Source organism: Vibrio sp. 10N.222.55.C7, assembly GCF_041473335.1.
GTDB classification, from domain to species: Bacteria; Pseudomonadota; Gammaproteobacteria; order Enterobacterales; family Vibrionaceae; genus Vibrio; species Vibrio crassostreae_C.
Window position 1 is genome coordinate 14,971 of the sequence record NZ_JBFRSC010000038.1, and the last position, 19,205, is coordinate 34,175.

23 protein-coding genes are annotated in these 19,205 nt (G+C 44.8%); 4 read left to right on the plus strand and 19 right to left on the minus strand.

The genetic code is table 11. The annotated features are described in order from the left end of the window. Positions 1–73: 73 nt before the first annotated feature. Positions 74–928, minus strand: coding sequence for a 4-hydroxybenzoate octaprenyltransferase (gene ubiA, locus AB4482_RS14060; RefSeq protein WP_333914008.1), 855 nt, complete (start codon positions 926–928; stop codon positions 74–76). Next, positions 929–1,471, minus strand: coding sequence for a chorismate lyase (locus AB4482_RS14065; RefSeq protein ID WP_164091128.1), 543 nt, complete (start codon positions 1,469–1,471; stop codon positions 929–931). It lies immediately after the preceding gene. A 162-nt stretch (positions 1,472–1,633) separates the two neighbouring features. On the opposite strand from AB4482_RS14065, the gene AB4482_RS14070 reads away from it, so the two are divergent. Further along, positions 1,634–2,041 (plus strand): flagellar basal body-associated protein FliL, encoded by a 408-nt coding sequence (locus tag AB4482_RS14070; RefSeq protein WP_048610748.1) that lies wholly within the window; start codon positions 1,634–1,636, stop codon positions 2,039–2,041. An 87-nt stretch (positions 2,042–2,128) separates the two neighbouring features. On the opposite strand, the gene glpG is transcribed toward AB4482_RS14070, so the two are convergent. The 6 genes from glpG to ftsY form a co-directional block, all read right to left on the minus strand. After that, the gene (gene glpG / locus AB4482_RS14075; protein ID WP_017063770.1) at positions 2,129–2,971 is read right to left on the minus strand and encodes a rhomboid family intramembrane serine protease GlpG; all 843 of its coding nucleotides are present in this window, start codon (positions 2,969–2,971) and stop codon (positions 2,129–2,131) included. Between the two features lie 58 nt (positions 2,972–3,029). Next, on the minus strand, positions 3,030–3,350 hold the full coding sequence (glpE, locus tag AB4482_RS14080; protein WP_017061039.1) for a thiosulfate sulfurtransferase GlpE: 321 nt from the start codon (positions 3,348–3,350) through the stop codon (positions 3,030–3,032). Positions 3,351–3,790: 440 nt separating this feature from the next. Continuing rightward, entirely contained in the window at positions 3,791–4,648 is an 858-nt protein-coding gene (gene rpoH / locus AB4482_RS14085) for an RNA polymerase sigma factor RpoH (RefSeq protein WP_017055518.1), read from the minus strand. A 177-nt stretch (positions 4,649–4,825) separates the two neighbouring features. Continuing rightward, on the minus strand, positions 4,826–5,794 hold the full coding sequence (gene ftsX, locus AB4482_RS14090) for a permease-like cell division protein FtsX (protein WP_372055705.1): 969 nt from the start codon (positions 5,792–5,794) through the stop codon (positions 4,826–4,828). Continuing rightward, entirely contained in the window at positions 5,781–6,458 is a 678-nt protein-coding gene (gene ftsE / locus AB4482_RS14095) for a cell division ATP-binding protein FtsE (protein ID WP_004736585.1), read from the minus strand. The genes ftsX and ftsE overlap by 14 nt, the downstream gene beginning before the upstream one ends. A 78-nt stretch (positions 6,459–6,536) precedes the next feature. Continuing rightward, complete coding sequence (gene ftsY, locus AB4482_RS14100) at positions 6,537–7,763, minus strand: signal recognition particle-docking protein FtsY (RefSeq protein WP_136974442.1); 1,227 nt, start codon at positions 7,761–7,763, stop codon at positions 6,537–6,539. Positions 7,764–7,993: 230 nt separating this feature from the next. On the opposite strand from ftsY, the gene rsmD reads away from it, so the two are divergent. Further along, positions 7,994–8,596, plus strand: a complete 603-nt coding sequence (rsmD, locus tag AB4482_RS14105; RefSeq protein ID WP_017061036.1) for a 16S rRNA (guanine(966)-N(2))-methyltransferase RsmD — start codon at positions 7,994–7,996, stop codon at positions 8,594–8,596. A 10-nt stretch (positions 8,597–8,606) separates the two neighbouring features. Further along, positions 8,607–8,873: a DUF1145 domain-containing protein gene (locus AB4482_RS14110; RefSeq protein WP_016784000.1), complete on the plus strand. Its 267-nt coding sequence runs from the start codon at positions 8,607–8,609 to the stop codon at positions 8,871–8,873. A 117-nt stretch (positions 8,874–8,990) separates the two neighbouring features. On the opposite strand, the gene AB4482_RS14115 is transcribed toward AB4482_RS14110, so the two are convergent. The 4 genes from AB4482_RS14115 to AB4482_RS14130 form a co-directional block, all read right to left on the minus strand. Next, positions 8,991–9,575 (minus strand): YhgN family NAAT transporter, encoded by a 585-nt coding sequence (locus AB4482_RS14115; protein ID WP_017063768.1) that lies wholly within the window; start codon positions 9,573–9,575, stop codon positions 8,991–8,993. Between the two features lie 222 nt (positions 9,576–9,797). Continuing rightward, entirely contained in the window at positions 9,798–10,034 is a 237-nt protein-coding gene (locus tag AB4482_RS14120; RefSeq protein WP_017061034.1) for a YecH family metal-binding protein, read from the minus strand. 90 nt (positions 10,035–10,124) lie between these two features. Beyond that, positions 10,125–10,745 (minus strand): lysoplasmalogenase, encoded by a 621-nt coding sequence (locus tag AB4482_RS14125; protein WP_017061033.1) that lies wholly within the window; start codon positions 10,743–10,745, stop codon positions 10,125–10,127. Between the two features lie 927 nt (positions 10,746–11,672). Next, complete coding sequence (locus tag AB4482_RS14130; protein ID WP_004736595.1) at positions 11,673–12,047, minus strand: hypothetical protein; 375 nt, start codon at positions 12,045–12,047, stop codon at positions 11,673–11,675. A gap of 244 nt (positions 12,048–12,291) precedes the next feature. On the opposite strand from AB4482_RS14130, the gene AB4482_RS14135 reads away from it, so the two are divergent. Continuing rightward, entirely contained in the window at positions 12,292–12,621 is a 330-nt protein-coding gene (locus AB4482_RS14135; protein ID WP_017061032.1) for a DUF2500 domain-containing protein, read from the plus strand. A 60-nt stretch (positions 12,622–12,681) separates the two neighbouring features. Here the strand turns inward: AB4482_RS14135 and AB4482_RS14140 are convergent, their stop codons facing one another. The 7 genes from AB4482_RS14140 to rhtB all read right to left on the minus strand — a co-directional run bounded on the left by AB4482_RS14140 (position 12,682) and on the right by rhtB (position 19,194). Further along, the gene (locus tag AB4482_RS14140) at positions 12,682–13,695 is read right to left on the minus strand and encodes an acyltransferase (protein WP_372111208.1); all 1,014 of its coding nucleotides are present in this window, start codon (positions 13,693–13,695) and stop codon (positions 12,682–12,684) included. Positions 13,696–13,864: 169 nt separating this feature from the next. Next, positions 13,865–15,085: an organoarsenical effux MFS transporter ArsJ gene (gene arsJ, locus AB4482_RS14145; protein WP_372128526.1), complete on the minus strand. Its 1,221-nt coding sequence runs from the start codon at positions 15,083–15,085 to the stop codon at positions 13,865–13,867. A gap of 96 nt (positions 15,086–15,181) precedes the next feature. Continuing rightward, positions 15,182–15,673 (minus strand): cyclin-dependent kinase inhibitor 3 family protein, encoded by a 492-nt coding sequence (locus AB4482_RS14150; RefSeq protein WP_017061028.1) that lies wholly within the window; start codon positions 15,671–15,673, stop codon positions 15,182–15,184. A gap of 21 nt (positions 15,674–15,694) precedes the next feature. Beyond that, positions 15,695–16,696 carry an ArsJ-associated glyceraldehyde-3-phosphate dehydrogenase gene (locus AB4482_RS14155; protein WP_017061027.1) on the minus strand — a complete coding sequence of 334 codons (1,002 nt, stop codon included), beginning with the start codon at positions 16,694–16,696 and terminating at the stop codon, positions 15,695–15,697. A 173-nt stretch (positions 16,697–16,869) separates the two neighbouring features. After that, complete coding sequence (locus tag AB4482_RS14160; protein WP_017063763.1) at positions 16,870–17,211, minus strand: metalloregulator ArsR/SmtB family transcription factor; 342 nt, start codon at positions 17,209–17,211, stop codon at positions 16,870–16,872. A gap of 99 nt (positions 17,212–17,310) precedes the next feature. After that, on the minus strand, positions 17,311–18,531 hold the full coding sequence (locus AB4482_RS14165; RefSeq protein WP_372128524.1) for an EAL and HDOD domain-containing protein: 1,221 nt from the start codon (positions 18,529–18,531) through the stop codon (positions 17,311–17,313). Between the two features lie 45 nt (positions 18,532–18,576). After that, the gene (gene rhtB, locus AB4482_RS14170; RefSeq protein WP_017061024.1) at positions 18,577–19,194 is read right to left on the minus strand and encodes a homoserine/homoserine lactone efflux protein; all 618 of its coding nucleotides are present in this window, start codon (positions 19,192–19,194) and stop codon (positions 18,577–18,579) included. Between the last annotated feature and the right edge of the window lie 11 nt (positions 19,195–19,205).

The following is a 19,205-nucleotide window of genomic DNA, read 5'->3' on the forward strand; positions in this document are numbered from 1 at the left end:
GCCAAACGCGATCAAAAAAGGCACCCAATGGGTGCCTTTTTCTTTAGCATTCGTTAACTCGAAAAGCGGATGCTTACCAGAAGGTAATGAACAAGCCCGCTGTCACTGCCATTCCAACATAGTTGTTGTTTAGAAAGGCTTGGAAACAAAGGTCTCGATCACGGTGGCGCATCAGGTGTTGTTGATACACAAATAAGCTTCCCGCTACCAACAGTGCCCAATAGAAGGTATCTCCTAGTTGGTAATGCATGCCTAACGCAATCAGCATCGCTAGGGTGACGAGTTGCAAAGAGCCAACAATCAGTTTATCGAAGCGACCAAATAAAATAGCCGTCGATTTAATACCAATCTTCAAGTCATCATCTCGGTCTACCATCGCATATTGCGTGTCGTAAGCAACCGTCCACAAAGCATTAATAACGAAGATAAACCAAACAATACTTGGTAGTTCATTGGTTTGTGCAGCCCAAGCCATTGGTATCGCCCAACTAAACGCTAAGCCAAGAAACAACTGTGGAAGATGCGTAAAACGCTTCATGAAAGGGTAAATGAACGCCAGACCCACACCAATAAATGAGAGCTTAATGGTCAGTGGATTCATGGTGAGTACCAGCAAGAATGAAACTACGGCTAGCACTAAAAAGAGCAGAATCGCTTCCTTACTGGAAACCAAACCAGACGGCAGTGGACGCTGCTTGGTACGTTTAACATGACCATCTACTTTACGGTCCGCAAAGTCATTGATCACACAGCCAGCTGAACGCATCAACACCACGCCGAGTACAAAAACAACCAAGACATCAAAATCAGGCATACCTTGTGCGGCGATAATCAGTGACCACAAGGTCGGCCAAAGGAGTAATAGGGTACCAATCGGGCGATTCATTCGCGTTAATTGCCAATACGCCTTCGCTTTGGTGGCAAGCATTTACACACTCTCCTTAGAGTAAATGGGTGATGTTGGTAAAAACAGTTCTGCCACAAGCATCGGTTTATGGTTCATCCATAATCGAGAACGACGCGCGAGTAATCGCTCATCGCCTGCGATAACCCAACCAACTTGCAGCGCATCTCGCTCCACGTTCTCAGCACTAAAAACGGTCAATCCAAGCGGGACATTACCTTGTTGAGAAAGGTCTGAGTGCTGATGATCTTCTAATGTGACTCGGGGAATCAAGGTTCGACCTAACACCCACGGTTCGTCATCACCCTTTAAAATCACTTTACGCAGTAAGCAATCAAACGATGATAAAAGATGTTCCTCGTCTTGTTGCAGCATTGAGCGTTCTACAACTTGATTATGAAGCAACTCAACAGACAGGTGCTGACAGCACTTCCCCAACTTGCGGGAAAGAGAACCTTGCTCCATCAGCCACTCTTTGGTGGTTTCATTAGGAAAATCAAATGTTTCTGTACTTTGCCAATCTACATTCATTAACGAATTAAGATACAGCGATATTGGCTGATTCATACTAGTATTCAATAGGTGACTTTACACGTACAATAAAGCTTCAACTTTCGAACAAAATTAAAGCGTTCTTCGAATTGTAAACGTATTTAGATTTAGACCGCTCATTGTAACAAGACTAATGCGTTTCGAATATCGCGAATAAACTAAAGAAAAGTCACAAATATGCACAAACGTTATGTAGCCCAAATATTTCTTGCGATTACCCTACTCTTTTCAGCATCAAGTTTCGCTGAAGAGGAGTCGGCAGCTAAACTCGCCTACTTCACGCTAGAGCCAGACCTGACCACCAATTTTTACACTAAAGGTAAAAAACTGGGCTACATTCAGGTTCGCCTCGACATCATGGTGGCAAATAGTAACGACTTGGCCGCTATTGAGCATCACCAACCACTGATTCGCGATGCGGTGATTGAATTGCTTGGCAAACAAAACGAAGAAACCATTAAATCTCTATCTGGCCGTGAAGACTTAAGAAAATCCTTAGTTGAACACCTCAACAAGATTTTGCTCCCAGAGACAGGTAAAACCCTGATTGCTGACTTACTGTTTACCAAATACCTTTATCAGTAATGATGTAAAACGAATCCCAATAAAAAAGCGGCTCATCTGGCCGCTTTTTTTGTCTCTATCGTTTGGCTACTCATTAGAAGATATGAATTAGCTTCTTGCCGAGCTTGGTGCTTTCATCGCATCGATAAAGCCAATAATCACACCAGCGGCTAGACCAGCTAAATGCGCCGTATTGGCGATAGCCATAAATGGCTGCATGTACCCAAGCACCAACCACACCAACATAAAGCCGACAATCTGTCTTGGGATACCTAAACCAAGTTGTGGCGCCTTCGCACCAACCACCCATAAGTAACCAACCAAGGCATACACAACACCAGACAAACCACCGAAGTTCGCCCCTTCAACCCAATACTGCCCAGCACCTGAAAGCGCAGAAGAGACAGCAAAGATCTGAAGTAGCTTGAGGCTGCCAAGTTTCTTCTCAATGTCTCCACCTAGCTGCCACCACCACAAAATATTAAATGCGATGTGCATAACAGAGAAATGTAGAACGGCATGACTCAACCAACGCCACAGCTGCCATTGCTGTCCATCCACCGCTGGGAAATGTAGGGCATTGAAAATAGCTTGGCCAAAACCGATCTGTTGCAGCGCAAAAATCACCACACACACCAACATCAGGCTTAGTGTCACTGGGCCTGCTTTGGCTTTGATCATGCCCATGAAGCTTGGCGTGTGGTAATGGAAGTTGCTCTTTCTGGTCTCTGCCATGTCCCAAGATGCAGCTTGATAGCGCTTATGATTGGGCTCAGCCAGAAAACGATTCAGCTCAGCTTCGGTTTCAACCTGAAATTGGCCATCAAGAAGCCAAAGAGCAAAACGCCCTTCTCCCTCTGGAGACATCTGAATAGGGATCTGACGAGAGGCCATATAATCAATAAATGCTTGAGCAAGACGTGGATTGTCTAACACCATCAATCTAATCATTGTTACTTCCTATTCATTCTATGAGGGATGCTTGAGGCGGTTCAGGTGATGAAAGTCATTAACCTGCGATCACTGGAAGTTCAGCACGATGCCAAGCTTCGAAACCACCATCAACACTATATACCTCTTCAAAGCCTTGGTTCACTAAATATTGTGCCGCACCTTGGCTACTGATGCCGTGGTAGCACATCACTAAGATAGGTTGTTCGAACTCAACCTCATCCATGAATGACACCATCGTATCGTTAGTCAGGTGGTAGGCTGTTTTTGGGTGGGCAACCGCAAAAGACTGCGGGTCACGTATATCGACAAGTCGAGCTTCGCCTTGTTCGATGAGGGCTTGAGCGCCTTTAACATCGATATGTTTAAACTGGTCCATGACTTTCTCTTTTTATACTGATTTACTTTGCTGCCATTGTAACCTATCCCAAGGCTAACATTCACATCCACTTAATAAGGTTATCCACCAGCGATCACTTTTACACCATTTGTGGATAAATCTGTGAATTGCGTGAATAAAGTGTCTTTTCAAAAATAGATCCACAACATGTAGTAATGATCCTGATCTAACTGTGGGTTAACTGAAACATATCCCCACTCGAAAAACCCCGTCAAAGCCTTACTACACACTGCTTTTAGATAGCTGACGAATAAACTTCTCACAGAGTTATCCACAAAATCATTTTGCAAATTTCGATCGCAAAAGTTGAGAAATCGATCCAAAACAAAAAGGCCGAGATCTCTCGATCTCGGCCTTTTCAAAATTCAGCTATTTGTTAGCTCTACTAGAAAGTAGAAGCTAATAGAAACTAGATGCTATTAGAAATCACCAACGGCTTGTTTCAATTTCTTCATCGCATTCTTTTCTAACTGGCGAACACGCTCAGCTGAGATACTGTAGGTATCCGCTAAGTCTTGCAGGGTTGCCTTGTTGTCGTCTAACCAACGTGAGCGAACAATGTGTTGGCTACGCTCGTCTAAGCTTGCTAGTGCTAGCCCTAGGCGATTATTGGTGTGTGACTCCCAGTTAGCCGCTTCAACCGTCTCAGCAACGTCTGACGCCTTGTCTTCTAGGTAGTAAACTGGAGCAGTGTAAGCAGAACCGCCATCGTCATCGTCCATAGGCGCTTCAAACGTCGCATCTTGTGCTGCTAAGCGAGATTCCATCTCACGAACTTCTGAAGGCTCAACACCCAGTTCACGAGCAACCGTCTCAACTTCACCGTTATTGAACCAACCCAAACGCTTTTTAGACTTACGAAGGTTAAAGAACAGTTTACGCTGTGCCTTAGTGGTCGCAATTTTAACGATACGCCAGTTACGTAGAACGTATTCATGGATTTCAGCTTTGATCCAGTGAACAGCAAACGAGACGAGACGAACACCAACTTCTGGATTGAAGCGCTTAACAGCCTTCATCAAGCCGATGTTACCTTCTTGGACGAGATCAGCCATTGGTAGCCCGTAGCCAGAGTAGCCTCTTGCAACGTGCACCACGAATCTTAGGTGGGAAAGGATCAAGCCTTTCGCAGCGTCGATCTCACCTTTGTAATGTAATCGCTCTGCAAGTCCACGTTCCTCTTCAGGAGTCAGCATAGGGTAGCTGTTCGCTGAGCGGATATAGCTATCTAAACTATCTTGTGTGACTAAAGCCATTTGATACGCTTGGTTTGCCATTCGGTTCCTCATCAATCTCTGATCTGGAGTAATACATCTATTAAAACCCTACAATCTTGAACCTAAAATGAACAGGTTTCAAGGAGGGGGAAGTAATTATGCATAATCAATTCGTCTATACAAGGCAAAAACTGGTTAAGAAGTGCCTATTTTTCGTCTAAATATGACTCTATTCACCTAAACTGGTTCAATTTCTTTTAGGTGACGCTGTGCAGAAAGCTTTGCAGCCACACTACCAAGCAGAGTTCCGACGATCAAAAGCAGTAAAGATTCATCCCAATTCAGGCCAATTAAACGGAAGTGGCTGTCGTATAGCTGAGCCAAGTCATCCACCGCGCTGTTCAGCAATACGGTAATCAATGCCGTCATTACCCAAGCGCTAATCGAACCTAAAACGCCAAACCACATCCCAGCATAAAGGTATGGTCGAAGAATGTAGCTGTCGGTCGCACCAATCAGCTTCATGGTTTGAATCTCTTCTTTATGCGCCAACACATTAAATCGTAGTGTATTGCCGATAATCAGAAATACCGCGCCCAGCATCAATACCGTTAAGGTAATCACGATGACAGCCGCTAATGCTTTGATCGCATCTAATCGCGCTAACCAATCTTCGTCTAGGCGAACATCGGTCACTAATTCTTGTTGTTTAACTGTGCCTGCCAGCTCTTTAATTAAGGTATCGCTGTGCACGCTTGGCGTAATCACCAGCACACCTGGCAGTGAATAATCGTCGAGAATGGTTAGGGCGTCTTCAAAACCAGAATACTGGCTGAGGTCTGCAAGCCCTTGCTGTGGAGAAATGTACTCCACGAGCTCAACTTGATCCCAACTTTCGATTTCATCCTTAAGCACCATTACTCGTGGCTCAGGAATACCATCCTCTACATAAGCACTTATTTGTGACGGGCTAGTGACATCTTGCGCCACTTCCCCTACATTTTTACCTAATAGGTACAAACAAGCTGGCATCGCCAACGCCATAGAGATCACCGCAAGGGTCAGTAAGTTGCCTAACGGGCGCTGCCACATTTGCGAGAACGATGACTTGGCTTGTTTCCAGTGAACAACAAAGAAGCCGTCGCTTGAAGCGCGGTTTGCTGCTCGATTAGATTGAGGTTTTTTGATGCGCTTATTCGCGGCCATAGTCTTCAACCTCACTCAAAAATCCTTGGTTTAATTCAAGATGGCGGTACTGAGGGCGAGTGTTCACTAACCCGATATCATGCGTCGCTAGGATGATCGTCACACCTGCGCGGTTGAATTCTTCAAATAATCGCAACACACGGTTAGATAATTCAGGGTCTAGATTACCGGTAGGCTCATCGGCTAAAAGCAGAGTTGGACGGTTAACCACGGCGCGAGCAATACCCACGCGTTGTTGTTCACCACCAGAAAGTTGGCTTGGCAAACAACGGGCTTTATCTAATAAACCGGTTTTATCCAACGCAGCACTGACTCGGCGTTTTATTTCGTTTTCAGAAATAGATTCAATACGCATAGGCAGAGCGACGTTATCGAAAATCGAACGGTCCATCAGCAGGCGATGGTCTTGAAAAACAATCCCAATATTACGGCGTAAGAAAGGAATGTCTTTGGCTGGGATACGAGTGATATCGTGATCGTTGAACCAGACACGTCCATCAGTTGGACGCTCTATCGCGCAGATCAACTTCAGCAAGGTACTTTTACCAGCCCCAGAGTGCCCACCCAAAAAAGCCATCTCTCCACGTTTCAGGTGAAAGTCCACTTTTTGGAGCGCTTGTCTTCCACCTCGGTAGGCTTTACTCACTTGCTGAAATTTGATCACCGAAAATTCCTCTTACGATCACTAATATCAAATTTAAAAACGGTAGCAGATTAAGGATAAACCACTTTGCTACTCGCGTTACTCTTCGCGGCTAAATAGTGCTTCAATGAAGTCTTTAGATTCAAATGGACGCAGGTCATCAATACCTTCACCCACACCAATGTAGCGGATTGGAATCTGGAACTGGTCAGCAATTGAGAAAATTACACCACCTTTCGCCGTACCATCTAGCTTAGTCAGTGTAATACCCGTAACTGGAGCCACTTCACTGAACAACTTCGCTTGGCTGATAGCGTTCTGACCTGTACCTGCATCGAGCGTTAGCATGATTTCGTGTGGCGCAGAGTCATCAATCTTCTTCATTACACGAACGATCTTGCGTAGCTCTTCCATCAGGTTGCTCTTGTTCTGCAAACGACCGGCTGTATCAGCAATCACAACATCAACACCACGAGCCTTCGCTGCTTCAATCGCATCGTAGATAACAGACGCACTGTCCGCACCAGTGTGTTGAGCGATAACTGGCACATCGTTACGCTGACCCCAAACCTGAAGCTGTTCAACGGCTGCAGCACGGAAGGTATCACCCGCTGCTAGCATCACTTTCTTGCCTTCATTTTGGAATTGTTTCGCCAGCTTACCGATCGTAGTTGTCTTACCTACACCGTTCACACCCACCATTAAGATAACGTAAGGTGTTTTAGTGGTATCAACAACCAGTGGCTGTTCCACTTGGCTTAAGATGTCTGCCATCTCTTCTTTGAGCAGACCATAAAGCGCTTCACCGTCTTTTAGGTCATTGCGAGATGCTTTTTCTGTCAGGTTTTCAATGATCTTAACCGTGGTATTCATACCCACGTCAGCAATCAGAAGTTGCTCTTCTAGCTCTTCAAACAGGTCTTCATCGATTTGCTTGCCTTTGAACAGACCAAAGAAACCAGCACCGATGTTTGCTTTAGTGCGGCTTAGGCTGCGCTTGAGACGAGCAAAGAAGCTTTCTGTCGGCTTCTCTTGTACTTCTTCAACCTTAGCTTGAGGAACTGCCACTTCTTCCTGTTCTGCTTCTGCTTCTGCTTCTGCTGCGACAGGTTGCTGCTCTTGTTGAGCTTCTTCAAGCGCTTGCTCAGATTCAGTTGGCTTAACTTGTTCAGCTTCAGGCGCGACCTGTTCAGCCTCAACTTGTGATTCAACTTCAGTTTGATCTTCAACGCTTTCTACGTTCGCTTCATTCTGAGTTTTTGGGCTTTGTTCTTCTTCACCAAAACCAAGCCACGATAATAATCCGCGCTTCTTTTTTTCCGTCATCAGAGGAGTTTCCTAGATCTACTAATTAGCTGTATTGACTTAATACACGTCGACTCTTTGCTATTGTTATACAATACAAGCTTGTACAAACGAATAGTAAAGAAAAATGACAAAGCAGTGATAAGTTTGCTTTTAGCTTGATACACTTTGTCATTGCAAATTTATTTAATACACGAACCCACTTAAATTGGGCTCGGTATAGTATCACTTTATTAGCGGTCAAAAAATCTATGGTAAGACGTCGCCAGCAAAACACATCACAAAAAAAGCCATCCGGAGGCTTTGTTCGAATTATTAGTGGCTCATGGAGAGGTAGAAAGCTGCCTGTTCATGATTTAGAAGGATTACGCCCAACCATTGACCGAGTAAAAGAAACACTCTTTAACTGGGTGGCTCAAGATATCCCACATTCAACTTGCTTGGATGTATTTGCCGGTTCTGGCGGTCTAGGTTTTGAAGCAGCTTCTCGCCAAGCCAAAATGGTGACACTGCTCGAAATGAATCAAAAGGCGGCTAAACAGCTTTCTGATAACGCGAAAGAGCTCAAGGCAGACAACATTAATGTCGTGAATACTGATGCTATCTCTTTCCTTAAGAAACCAGGCACTCCTTACGATATGGTTTTCCTTGATCCACCATTTCGCAAAGGCTTACTGGCAGAAACAGTACAACTGCTTGAGAGTAACGGTTGGCTTGCAGACAATGCCATCATTTACGTCGAGACAGAGAAAGAACTGAAACTCGAAGCTATGCCAGAGAACTGGGAATTGCATCGCGACAAGACCACCGGACAGTCAAGCTACCGACTGTTCAATCGAATCACTGAAGAATAGGAGTTATTGAATGAAGTTCTTGCTTCCACTAGCAAAAGCAGCCATCGCCTTTGTTTGGTTTATCTTAATCGTAAATATTTTCTACCCGTTTCCGGGTAATGCTGCGATTGCGCTTTATATCATGACCGCATTCTTGTTCTTCATGCACGGCCTGCAGATGCTGATTTTCATCGGTGCATTCGGCGATAAGATCGAGATGTCACGTTGGGAGAAATGGTCAATATTGATTTTCGGAGTCTTTGCCTTACTCGATATCCGACGCAAACACATGATGTAATCGAGCTTAAGCCCAGATATAAAACGCTTAGCTACAGAAAACATCATGACAGAAACAGTAGAGACAAAAACGCCGCTCATTTGAGCGGCGTTTTTTTATTCAGCAATGATATTGATGTTAGCCCATGTAGCCTTTCACACCATCGAGGAACATTTGCGTCGACAGCATAACCAACAACAAGCCCATCAAACGTTCGATGGCTTTAAGACCTCTCTCACCTAGCACTCGCAGGAAGAAGCCATTAAACATCAAAATAAAGAAGGTAGCGCCCCAAGCCAGCATCACTGCGCCTGAAAGCTCTAACATGTTGTCAGGGTGCTGTGTCGACAACAGAATCAATGCCGCAATCACTGAAGGGCCAGCAATCATTGGGATCGCCATCGGCACAATAAACGGTTCTTCACCCGCCGCGAGGCCAGTAATACTACCCGCACTTGGGAAAATCATCTTAATCGCGATGATGAATAGAATAATACCGCCAGAAATACTCAAGGTTTCAGGCTGCACGTGCAGGAAGTTCATGATGCTTTGACCAGCAAACAAGAACAACAGCAGGATAACCAGCGCAAACATCAGTTCACGAACAAGAACAATACGGCGACGCTTCGGATCAATATGCTTAAGGATAGAGAGCACGATTGGTAGATTGCCAAGCGGGTCCATAATAAGAAACAGCATGGTTGCTGCAGATAAAATTTCCATAAGTTTGTCTCGAAAAGCGTAAGTGCGCGGAGTATAGCAGCCTCAACATTGATTTTCGAACGCAGTAATAAAAGGATTAACTTATGTAATTAGAAGGGAATTTTGCGAGAGCAAATAGAAAGGAAAAAGGAAAAAGAGAATTTAAAGAGTGAAGCCGAAACGTCGCATCCACTCTTCTTATCGATAAAAGCCAAAAGGCTCTAAAAACCAAATCTCTGGGAATTAGTGGTTACACACACGTTCGCGATTAGTGCAAAGCTTGTCATCAATAACCACGACCTTTTCCATCTTCAGGAAAAACTTCAGCAATCCATCTAAATCCAGACCGTTCAGCTTACACGTATGAAAACGCGCTTCTGCGCCATAAGTTTGAGCGAGTTCTTGCGTCAACTCTTCACGAGTCAGTGGCTTTTCACTCAGTAGGTTTAAAACGTTGTGTGCATGAATTTCGGTAGTCATAACTCTATCTCATGTTTAATGAATTACACGTAGAGTACCGAGTTTTAGCAACGCCGTTTTGATGTAGCTCAGGCTTGAGAGAGCTCTACCCTAAATAGTAATCGATGCGACGATGAATGCGTGTGCGAGAAAGTAACTGCCCGTTACCCAAAAGTAAGCGCCCTTGATTGGGCTGCGGTAACTGTTTAGCGCATAAGCTAAGGCCGAAAGGAGCAGCACGCTACAGCCAGCAAAACCGACCGCGTGTGATAACTGAGGATCCAGCAGCCAAACCTCACCAGAAGCCCATGCTAACTGAATAAGCACAATGCCCATGATGACCACGGGAAAAACGAGTTTGTCTAAGCGTGGCAGCAGTAAAAAGAAAGCAACAACGCAAGCTGCCAATAACAGCGCGAACAACCACCAAACCATTTCACCTGATAGCTGTAACCAAAAAGCTTTGCTGTAACAGAGTTGAGCCAATAAGAAGCAGACAAAATGCAGAGGGCGTTTTTGAGTGAGAGTATGAAGCACATCTGCGATCGCAGAGATAGCCAACCCCGCAACTATCCAATAGGTAAAGTCAGCCACAACCGACTGAGTTAAAGCAATTGTCGCTAATAATACAAAGGTAAATACCTTATACGATAAGGCCTGACCGATATGTCCATGTTTCGTTCCTGCTATTGCTCCGATACCAGATAAGGAAACCGCTAACCAACTCCACATACCACTTGCCCTATTGCTTTAAATCGTCGCCAGTCTAGGCACACGAGTGTTGATGTAAAGCCTCAGCCCCTCAAAATTGGATCTTGATTACGCTTCCACTAAAAAGAGTCTCTTTAGATTGAAGTCGTAACAATTACCACCATGACAATGGCCATTCGTTTAAAACTAGAACGAATCATCATAAAACCCATTCAAACTGGCATTAGAGTCGCCATACTTGAATTTTGGCCAATTCTAACCTATCGACCCCACCAAAACCGGCCTAATTCCGTAAAATACCACACTTAAAAAATTAAAATAACCACATTTAAAGTAAATAATAACAATAACTTAAGTAAACAAACTCAAGATTAATAGGAAAATAAAAACGCCAACCAAGCCTAGACTTGTAAAGTAGCCAGTTTTCTTTTTTAACGCCCAGTTTTGTCAGGTTATTTCAAGCCTCCGGTAAAAATCGCCACAAAAACCAAGCCGAAAACTTAAAAAACCAACCAAAACCAACCTAGCCACCACCAACCTCTATTAATACAGTTTAACAACCTTTAACAATATAAATTACACAAAACAACCATTACAAAACAACAAGTTAAATCAAATTAGAACAAACATAAATCACAACGAACAAATTAAGAACACACCATAAAACACAGTTAAACACTGCCAAACAAGCCAAAAACTCATAGTTTTCTACTACTTTTAAAGCTTTCGAAAGTAATTCTTGATCTAAGGCCATAAGTAGTGCTATTCTTTAAAACATAGCGAGAGACAACCAAATTTAGGAGTAGTGTTATGATTTCATCTTCGCAAAGACAAGGACTTGTAATGATCGCGGTAGTTGTAGGTCTAATGACACTACCGATGATGTACTAAGCAAGTTACAGATAAAAAAAGGGACGCCATGAGCGTCCCTTTTTTTGTTCAATTTTTTCACTTCGAAAACAGATGCAGTGTTAGCACATCCCAGTTCGCATAATAGAAACCTGCGGCAGCTAAAGTCATTGCCATCATCAGTAAGATCGCAACTCGCCAGATAAAACGACCACTACGTGGAGTCAGCTCCTTCTCACAGTCGTTACACATCATGATGAACTTATGTTGGTCTTCCAACTTAGCCTCATGTTCATTGACTACCTTATTACGACACGTTGCGATATAGCGCAGCTTGCTCACCATATCGTGCGGTAGCCTTTCTTCACAGCTTGTTACAAGCTCATGCAATCCTTCGCCTTCGGCATGATATTGAAGCCTCAATAATTTCTCTATATTGCGAGTTCTTGTCACCACTTTTTCAATATCGGTCATCTTAGCCCTCCCACTCCACACTATAATTCTAGTCGAGCATTTCCCTATTCTTATACAAAATCACTGTTATTTACGAGAGAAAGAGACAATAAATAACAATGCTTTATCCCAAACTGACCATTAAATGTGATGTCTGCCGAAAAATAATCAGCTTGGCTTACAACAGTTCACGAATAACGGCTTTAAACACATATCCCTATTGCCTGAAAGACTAGAATAACCATCACGACTACATGGAGGTTATATGCCTAATTCACTCTTTTTTGCCATCTTTGCTCTCGCTGCTCTAGCGGCTTGGGTATTTATTGGTTTCTATCGAAAACACTCGCAAGGTGAAAATGCGCCAGAGAAGAAAGTGAATGTCACGGTGTTAGACAAACAATCGATCGACCTTCCTGACGCAGAACCGGGCCAAGAAGATCAAGAGTACTGGATTTACGTTCAACGTGGTGTGGTTGGTCCGAAGCGAGAATTCCAAGTCGGCATCCACTATTTCCACGCCCTTAACCCTGGCGACAAAGGAACCTTAACCTACCAAGGCGATAAGTTCTTACACTTTGCGTTGAAGCGCTAAACGTCAGCCGCTTCAACTGTCGTCCCTAAGCAATCCATCAGAAAGCCTTAGCAATCACCGCTAAGGCAATAACCAACGCGTTTTCTCTGACTTAGACACCAACCAGCTCATCCATAATGCGCCAGCTCCGCTGATCACAATCCATAATGGAATAACCCATACCGGATGTCCTTGGTACCAACCAAACTCTTTCATCGGCCACAAGAAAATCGGGTGCAGCAGGTAAATACCTAAGCTGTGCTTACTGATAAAGCCAACCACTTGGTTACTCTTCTCAGACAGGCCTTCACCATAGTAACGGCATACCATGAACACCATGCTCGCGGCTAATACGGTATTCAACGTTTTGTAAGATAGCCAGCGCCCTACCGTGTACTCTTCTGCTACCAAGCTTGCATCAACCACCATGTAAACCGTGGTTAGTAACGCTAGCCCACCCAGTAACACACTCACGCCAACGGTCATCTTGTTAAGTGGCACAATCTTATACAGCAAGTAACCCAATGGTAAGTAACCGGTGTACAACCACAATTCGTGACTCCAAGGGCCATCGATTTTCAGTAAGAACAGCAATGTTGTGAACAACCATACCGCCGTAAAGGCATAGACCGATCTATCACCGTACTTTCTAACCATGATCTGCAAGAACGGAATCACAAAATAGAGTGGGATGAAGTAATAGAAGAAACCAAGGTGGTAATAGGTGTAATGATGGTAGCTATTAAGCAACACGTCCCAACTGACGTCGGCATCAAAGCCCATTGCTGACCAGCCCGACAGATAGGTATAGAAAAGCGACCAGACAATGAAAGGTATCAGTACCTTGCCCAAACGACGCTTGAGGTAGTATTTGGCGTCAAACGGGCGCTGATCACTGAGCATCAGTGCGCCAGTAATCAAAATGAACACAGGTACTGCCCAGCGGCTGAAACCGTTTACCGTAATGGCAGTAAGCCATTCACCGAAAGGAATAGTGCCCAACTCATTGCGATAAGGCGCCAAAACATGAATCGCGATAACCGCTACGGCCGCGACACATCGTGCTAAATCAAAAAAGAGAATTCGCTGCTTCATGTAAATGCCTGATTAATATTCAATCATTCTACTATAGCAATAAAAAAGCTGACCGGAATAAATACCAAGTCAGCTTAGTGTTAAAGGAGAGGCTTATCGCGAATTTAGCTCGTGTGAATTTAGTTCGTGCGACTTTCACTCTTACAAATGAGGCTCATGCGGCTGAAGCTTATGCTGCTGAGACTTGCGGCACTTTAGGTAAACGCAGAGAGATCACCGTCGTTATCGCCAAGAATGCGAAGGAAACCCACAGACACGCAGACAAACCTGCCATTTGGAATACCAAGCCCGACAATATCGTGCCAATCAAACGGCCCATCGCGTTTGCCATGTAGTAGAAACCGACATCAAGAGAAACGCCATCGCCTTTCGCATAACTCACAATCAAATATGAGTGAAGTGATGAGTTCACCGCAAAGATGACACCAAACACCATCAAGCCACCGATAATAACTAACTCGGGTTGCCAGCCAATCTGTACCGCATAAGCGATAGCAGCGGTCACTATAGCCAGCGCACCAGCCCATAACAGCGCGGCATGGCCATCTGGCACCTTACCTTGAGCTTTACCAGTAATCTTCGGCGCTATGCCCTGTACAAAGCCATAAGCGATAGTCCAAGCAGCTAAGAAACCGCCAACCCATGAGTGATCCCAACCAAACACACTGCCTAGGTAAATCGGCAAAGCAATCACAAACCACACATCACGAGCGCCAAACAGGAACATACGTGCTGCGGATAGGATGTTGATGGATTCAGACTTAGAGAAGATCTGTTTGAACTTAGGCTTGGTTTTCGCTTTGCCCATGTCCGCTTCTAAGCTCAACACACTGCCAACGAAGACCAATGCCAACACGGCTGCCATCGCGAGCACGGCGTATTGGAAGCCAATCGTTGAAAGCAGTAAACCACCAATAAAGAAGCCTGCCCCTTTAAGCGCATTCTTAGATCCGGTCAGAATCGCAATCCACTTATAAAGCGCGCCTTGTTGTTCATCAGGAACCAGAGTCTTAATTGAGCTCTTGGCACTCATCTTATTGAGGTCTTTAGCGATACCAGACAAGGCTTGCGCCGCCATGACCCAAGGAATGGTCAGCATTGCCGTTGGCACCGCGAGCATACCCAAGGCGACGACTTGCATGCCTAACCCAATGTTCATGGTCTTATTGAGGCCAAGACGCGCCCCTAACCAGCCACCGATTAGGTTAGTCACCACACCAAAGAATTCATAGAAAAGGAACAGTGAGGCGATTTCTAACGAACTGTAGCCAAGGTCGTAAAAATACAGAACCACCAACATGCGAAGTGCACCATCAGTAATGGTGAAGTTCCAGTAGTTAAAAGTCACCAACATGTATTGGCGAACGCTCTTACTTAGATTTGAAAACATAACGCTATCTCTGCAATCTAAACAAAAAGAGCTTTTGGATCATGATAAGTTCAACACTCCAGATACCAAAAGCTCCCTGTCTAACACTGATGACTATTAGCTATTCGCTACGCCATTAATGTATTCAACCTGGATAGGTTTAGTGAAGGCACCTGGACGCAGTGCCTGCACCTCTTGAACTACCTTGCTCAAATCCCAGCCTTTTTCTAACAGTAGGTGAGCTGCGAACAAACCAGTGCGACCAGAGCCGCCCATACAATGCATTGCAACCTTGCCGCCGTTATCGACGATGTTATGTAGCTCAGGGCTAGCTGCTTGCCACTTCGCAGCAAAACCAGCACCCGGTGCACAGTCGTCTTCAATTTCGATCTGGAACCATTGCATACCTAACGCACGTGTTTTTTCACCAAGTGCCGCCACGTCTTTGCTTGCAAGCTCATGGTCATCAAGTGCTGTCACGATAGCTTCAACGCCTTGCTCTTTTAGCTGAGCCAGTGATGCATCAAGCGTTGCTTCTTTTGTGCCTGGGCACGGAGTAAGCACTAGCGCACCTTGCTCTAGGTCTAGTTGCCATGTTGGATGTATCATTATATCTTCTCCAGATTCTTATTAAGCAAGGCCAACGGTACGAACAAGCTCAGCGGTACGTGTTGCGTAACCCATCTCATTGTCGTACCAAGCGTAGATCTTAACCATGCGCTTACCGACCAACATCGTTGATAGTGCATCCACGATTGTTGAGCGTTGGTCGCCTTTGTAATCGATAGAAACCAGTGGACGCTCTTCAAAGCCAAGAATACCTTTTAGTTCATTCTGAGACGCTTCTTTCAGCATCGCGTTAACTTCTTCTGCCGTGGTGTCTTGCTTCACTTCGAAGATGATGTCTGTCAGAGAAGCGTTCGCTAGCGGTACACGAACTGCGTGGCCGTTGATGCGGTTTTCTAGCTCAGGGAAGATCTCAACAATCGCTTTGGCGCTGCCCGTCGTTGTTGGGATAAGACTCATGCCACATGCACGTGCGCGGCGTAAGTCTTTGTGCGGCGCATCAAGAATAGTTTGCGTGTTAGTTAAATCGTGAATAGTGGTGAAGGCTGCGTTCTCGATACCAAGCTTCTCGTTGATCACCTTAACCACTGGCGCGATACAGTTCGTTGTACAAGACGCTGCCGTTACGATTTTGTGTACCGCAGGGTCGAAGATATTGTCATTCACACCAACAACGATGTTTGCGATGCCTTCTTCTTTCACTGGCGCCGATACCACAACACGTTTCACGCCCTGCTCTAGGTATTTGTTTAGGAAAGAGGTCTTACGGTGAACACCTGTCGCTTCGATAACCACATCACAACCAGACCAGTCGATCGCATCGATGTCGCGCTCTTGTGTGGTCTTGATGCGCTGGCCATTAATGATCATCTCATCGCCTTCTGCAGTTACTTCGTGGTGAAAGCGACCTTGAACTGAATCAAATTCTAGAAGGTGGGCCAGTGTTGTTGTGTCGCCAGCAACATCGTTAATTTGAACAAATTCTAGCTCATCCCAATCGAATGCTGCGCGAAGTGCTAGACGGCCGATACGACCAAAACCATTAATACCTACTTTGACTGTCATTTTCTGTTCTCTCAGTTAATTGCCTTCATATTTGAAGCCGCAGCGTTGTTGACTACGTTCACTTACCGGAGCGCCGGCCGCCCTAATTACATAGAGCCACTATGCTCATAGGGATAAGTTCACTTGTCGCCTAGCTGCAACTACAACTATTTCGGCATTAAGTTTTAATGTATTTAAACGCAACATACTGGGCGTGAGTTCATCGACTCTAAGCGCTCAATATCTTGCTGGTATTCAGTTTTCAAACAGTTCGATGCAATAAGGTCGTCAATTAACTTTAGCATCCAACCTGGTAAATCTTGTGACAGGCGGTAAAACACCCACTGCCCCTGGCGAACATCAATCAAAACACCGTTTGAACGCAGCTGCGCAAGATGGCGTGAAACCTTTGGCTGACTTTCTTGCAATGCCTGAGTCAACTCACCAACCGATAAGCACTCATTGCGAACTATCAACATTAAGCAACGCACTCGCGTTTCATCGGACAGTAATTTAAAAAATTGGTGAGGAAGCATAAAAACATACTCATATATGGATATGCACATATCTTAGATATAAAAAAACGCACGTCAAGGCGTGCGTTTCAATTGTCATAAAAGTTTAACGAAGAAATATCAGAGCTTGTTGGTCACGGTATAGCTCCAACGGCGCGCTTCAGTAAGCTCCGTTTTAACCTGATCCACGCTTAATCCTAAATCGGCGCAGTGCTCATCAATCTGTTGCCAATCGGCATGCTCAAAGCTCTCTTCAAGTGCGAGCAAGGTACCATATGGCCCTTCTCTACGTAATAGAGCAACCTTGATACTTTTACACAGCGGCAACTGCTCGACTAAGTTATCTAACGACAAGTCCAACAGAGCATCCAACAAGGAGAATAAGCCAATCATAAAGGCCTGTTCTCTATACCCTTCAAATGCCTGATAGCGAGACATACGCTGACAAAACTGAGCACGCTGTAGAGACAATCCATACAGCTCTTTAGGCTTTTTATCGGACACATAAGAGGCGACGGCTAACGAGACAAACATTTTCAGTTTCTCTTGACCTAGATATACCAAAGCCTGACGAAAAGAAGAGATGGTAACTTCAAGGCGCGGCGACATAGTATTCACAAAACGCAGCAGCTTATATGAGAGCGCCACATCTTTCGCGACAATGCTCTCCACCCGTTGAAAGTCCACATCGGGCTTACACACTTCTTGAAACAGCTCCATAGCAATCACTTGCTCAGGGCTAATGTATTTACTCTTGATGATTTCCGGTTTATTGAAAAAGTAACCTTGGAAAAACTTAAAGCCAGCCTCTTTGGCTTGCTGGAATTCTTGTTCGGTCTCAACGCGCTCCGCCAAAAAGCTAAACTTTTTCCCTTGATGCGCCCTAACCAAATCACACGCTTCATCCAAACCCATCTGCATAATATCGAGCTTTACGATATGCGTGTATTTAAGGAAACGTTCCCATTCTGGGGTCGAAGTAAAATCATCTAGGGCAATCATGTAACCCGCTTGGTAAAGGTCTTTAACCGCTTCCAACAATTCATCTGTTGGTTTACAGGTTTCCAGAATCTCTACCACCACCTTATCTTTCGGCAAACTTAAGGGCAGTCGACGAATCAAACTTTGATAAGGGAAGTTGATAAAGCAGCGTGAAGATGGAATAGAAGGGTTAAGACCAACAGACAAGAAGTTCTCAACAATCAGACGATACGTTGCTCGATTAGACTCAATATGCGCTGGGTACGCATTCTTTTCTCCATCGCGAAATAACAACTCATAGCCGAGTGTATTCCTCTTGCGATTTAAGATAGGTTGTCGAGCAACGTATGTAGCGGTCATTTCTTGATAACTCTGATTGGTTTAACTATAACTCAGTCGCTTAATCTAAGCTTTCGCGGCAGCTAGCAAAGCACCGCAGCCCATGAACATACCACCAAATATTTTATTTATCTTACCCATTATGCGATCAGAGCGAATAAAACGTCCCATTTGTGACGCTAATGAGGTGTAACCCAACATAACAACGCTATCAATGAATACTGTCGTCACACCTAGCACTAATAACTGAGGTGCTTGAGGTTGTGTAGGGTCAATAAACTGAGGAAACAAAGCCACCAAAAACACGATTGATTTCGGGTTAGTTAGGTTGATAAGCACAGCGTTTCTCAGCAGTTTGCCACTCGACAGAGTAGAGCTTTCTTCAGATGCTACTAGGCTCGAGCTATCACGCCACTTTTGAATACCTAACCAAAGTAAGTACACCACGCCGACCCACTTAATGATGGTGAACGCCAACGCAGACTTAGCAACGAGTGCACCGATACCCGCGCCCACCAGCATAATGTGAAACGCAAGACCAAGCTGTAAGCCAACAATTGATGCGAGTGACTTTTTAGTGCCATAGCTAAGCCCATTACTGATTGAGTTAACGGTACCCGAGCCCGGAGCCAAGCTAAACAAAATCGCTGTGACAACATAAGCAAGCCAAACATGAGTATCCATTTGCATTTCCT

What these genes read in the sequence shown, in the direction of transcription:
- arsJ (WP_372128526.1), bottom strand. Translation starts at nt 15,085, where the DNA reads ATGTTTTCAAATCTAAGTAAGAGCGTTCGCCAATACATGTTGGTGACT.
- AB4482_RS14070 (WP_048610748.1), top strand. Translation starts at nt 1,634, where the DNA reads ATGCACAAACGTTATGTAGCCCAAATATTTCTTGCGATTACCCTACTC.
- ftsX (WP_372055705.1), bottom strand. Translation starts at nt 5,794, where the DNA reads ATGGCCGCGAATAAGCGCATCAAAAAACCTCAATCTAATCGAGCAGCA.
- AB4482_RS14115 (WP_017063768.1), bottom strand. Translation starts at nt 9,575, where the DNA reads ATGGAAATTTTATCTGCAGCAACCATGCTGTTTCTTATTATGGACCCG.
- AB4482_RS14065 (WP_164091128.1), bottom strand. Translation starts at nt 1,471, where the DNA reads ATGAATCAGCCAATATCGCTGTATCTTAATTCGTTAATGAATGTAGAT.
- AB4482_RS14140 (WP_372111208.1), bottom strand. Translation starts at nt 13,695, where the DNA reads ATGAAGCAGCGAATTCTCTTTTTTGATTTAGCACGATGTGTCGCGGCC.
- AB4482_RS14125 (WP_017061033.1), bottom strand. Translation starts at nt 10,745, where the DNA reads ATGTGGAGTTGGTTAGCGGTTTCCTTATCTGGTATCGGAGCAATAGCA.
- AB4482_RS14165 (WP_372128524.1), bottom strand. Translation starts at nt 18,531, where the DNA reads ATGACCGCTACATACGTTGCTCGACAACCTATCTTAAATCGCAAGAGG.
- rhtB (WP_017061024.1), bottom strand. Translation starts at nt 19,194, where the DNA reads ATGGATACTCATGTTTGGCTTGCTTATGTTGTCACAGCGATTTTGTTT.
- AB4482_RS14150 (WP_017061028.1), bottom strand. Translation starts at nt 15,673, where the DNA reads ATGATACATCCAACATGGCAACTAGACCTAGAGCAAGGTGCGCTAGTG.
- ubiA (WP_333914008.1), bottom strand. Translation starts at nt 928, where the DNA reads ATGCTTGCCACCAAAGCGAAGGCGTATTGGCAATTAACGCGAATGAAT.
- glpG (WP_017063770.1), bottom strand. Translation starts at nt 2,971, where the DNA reads ATGATTAGATTGATGGTGTTAGACAATCCACGTCTTGCTCAAGCATTT.
- AB4482_RS14155 (WP_017061027.1), bottom strand. Translation starts at nt 16,696, where the DNA reads ATGACAGTCAAAGTAGGTATTAATGGTTTTGGTCGTATCGGCCGTCTA.
- rpoH (WP_017055518.1), bottom strand. Translation starts at nt 4,648, where the DNA reads ATGGCAAACCAAGCGTATCAAATGGCTTTAGTCACACAAGATAGTTTA.
- AB4482_RS14135 (WP_017061032.1), top strand. Translation starts at nt 12,292, where the DNA reads ATGCCTAATTCACTCTTTTTTGCCATCTTTGCTCTCGCTGCTCTAGCG.
- glpE (WP_017061039.1), bottom strand. Translation starts at nt 3,350, where the DNA reads ATGGACCAGTTTAAACATATCGATGTTAAAGGCGCTCAAGCCCTCATC.
- AB4482_RS14160 (WP_017063763.1), bottom strand. Translation starts at nt 17,211, where the DNA reads ATGCTTCCTCACCAATTTTTTAAATTACTGTCCGATGAAACGCGAGTG.
- AB4482_RS14130 (WP_004736595.1), bottom strand. Translation starts at nt 12,047, where the DNA reads ATGACCGATATTGAAAAAGTGGTGACAAGAACTCGCAATATAGAGAAA.
- AB4482_RS14110 (WP_016784000.1), top strand. Translation starts at nt 8,607, where the DNA reads ATGAAGTTCTTGCTTCCACTAGCAAAAGCAGCCATCGCCTTTGTTTGG.
- AB4482_RS14120 (WP_017061034.1), bottom strand. Translation starts at nt 10,034, where the DNA reads ATGACTACCGAAATTCATGCACACAACGTTTTAAACCTACTGAGTGAA.
- ftsY (WP_136974442.1), bottom strand. Translation starts at nt 7,763, where the DNA reads ATGACGGAAAAAAAGAAGCGCGGATTATTATCGTGGCTTGGTTTTGGT.
- rsmD (WP_017061036.1), top strand. Translation starts at nt 7,994, where the DNA reads ATGGTAAGACGTCGCCAGCAAAACACATCACAAAAAAAGCCATCCGGA.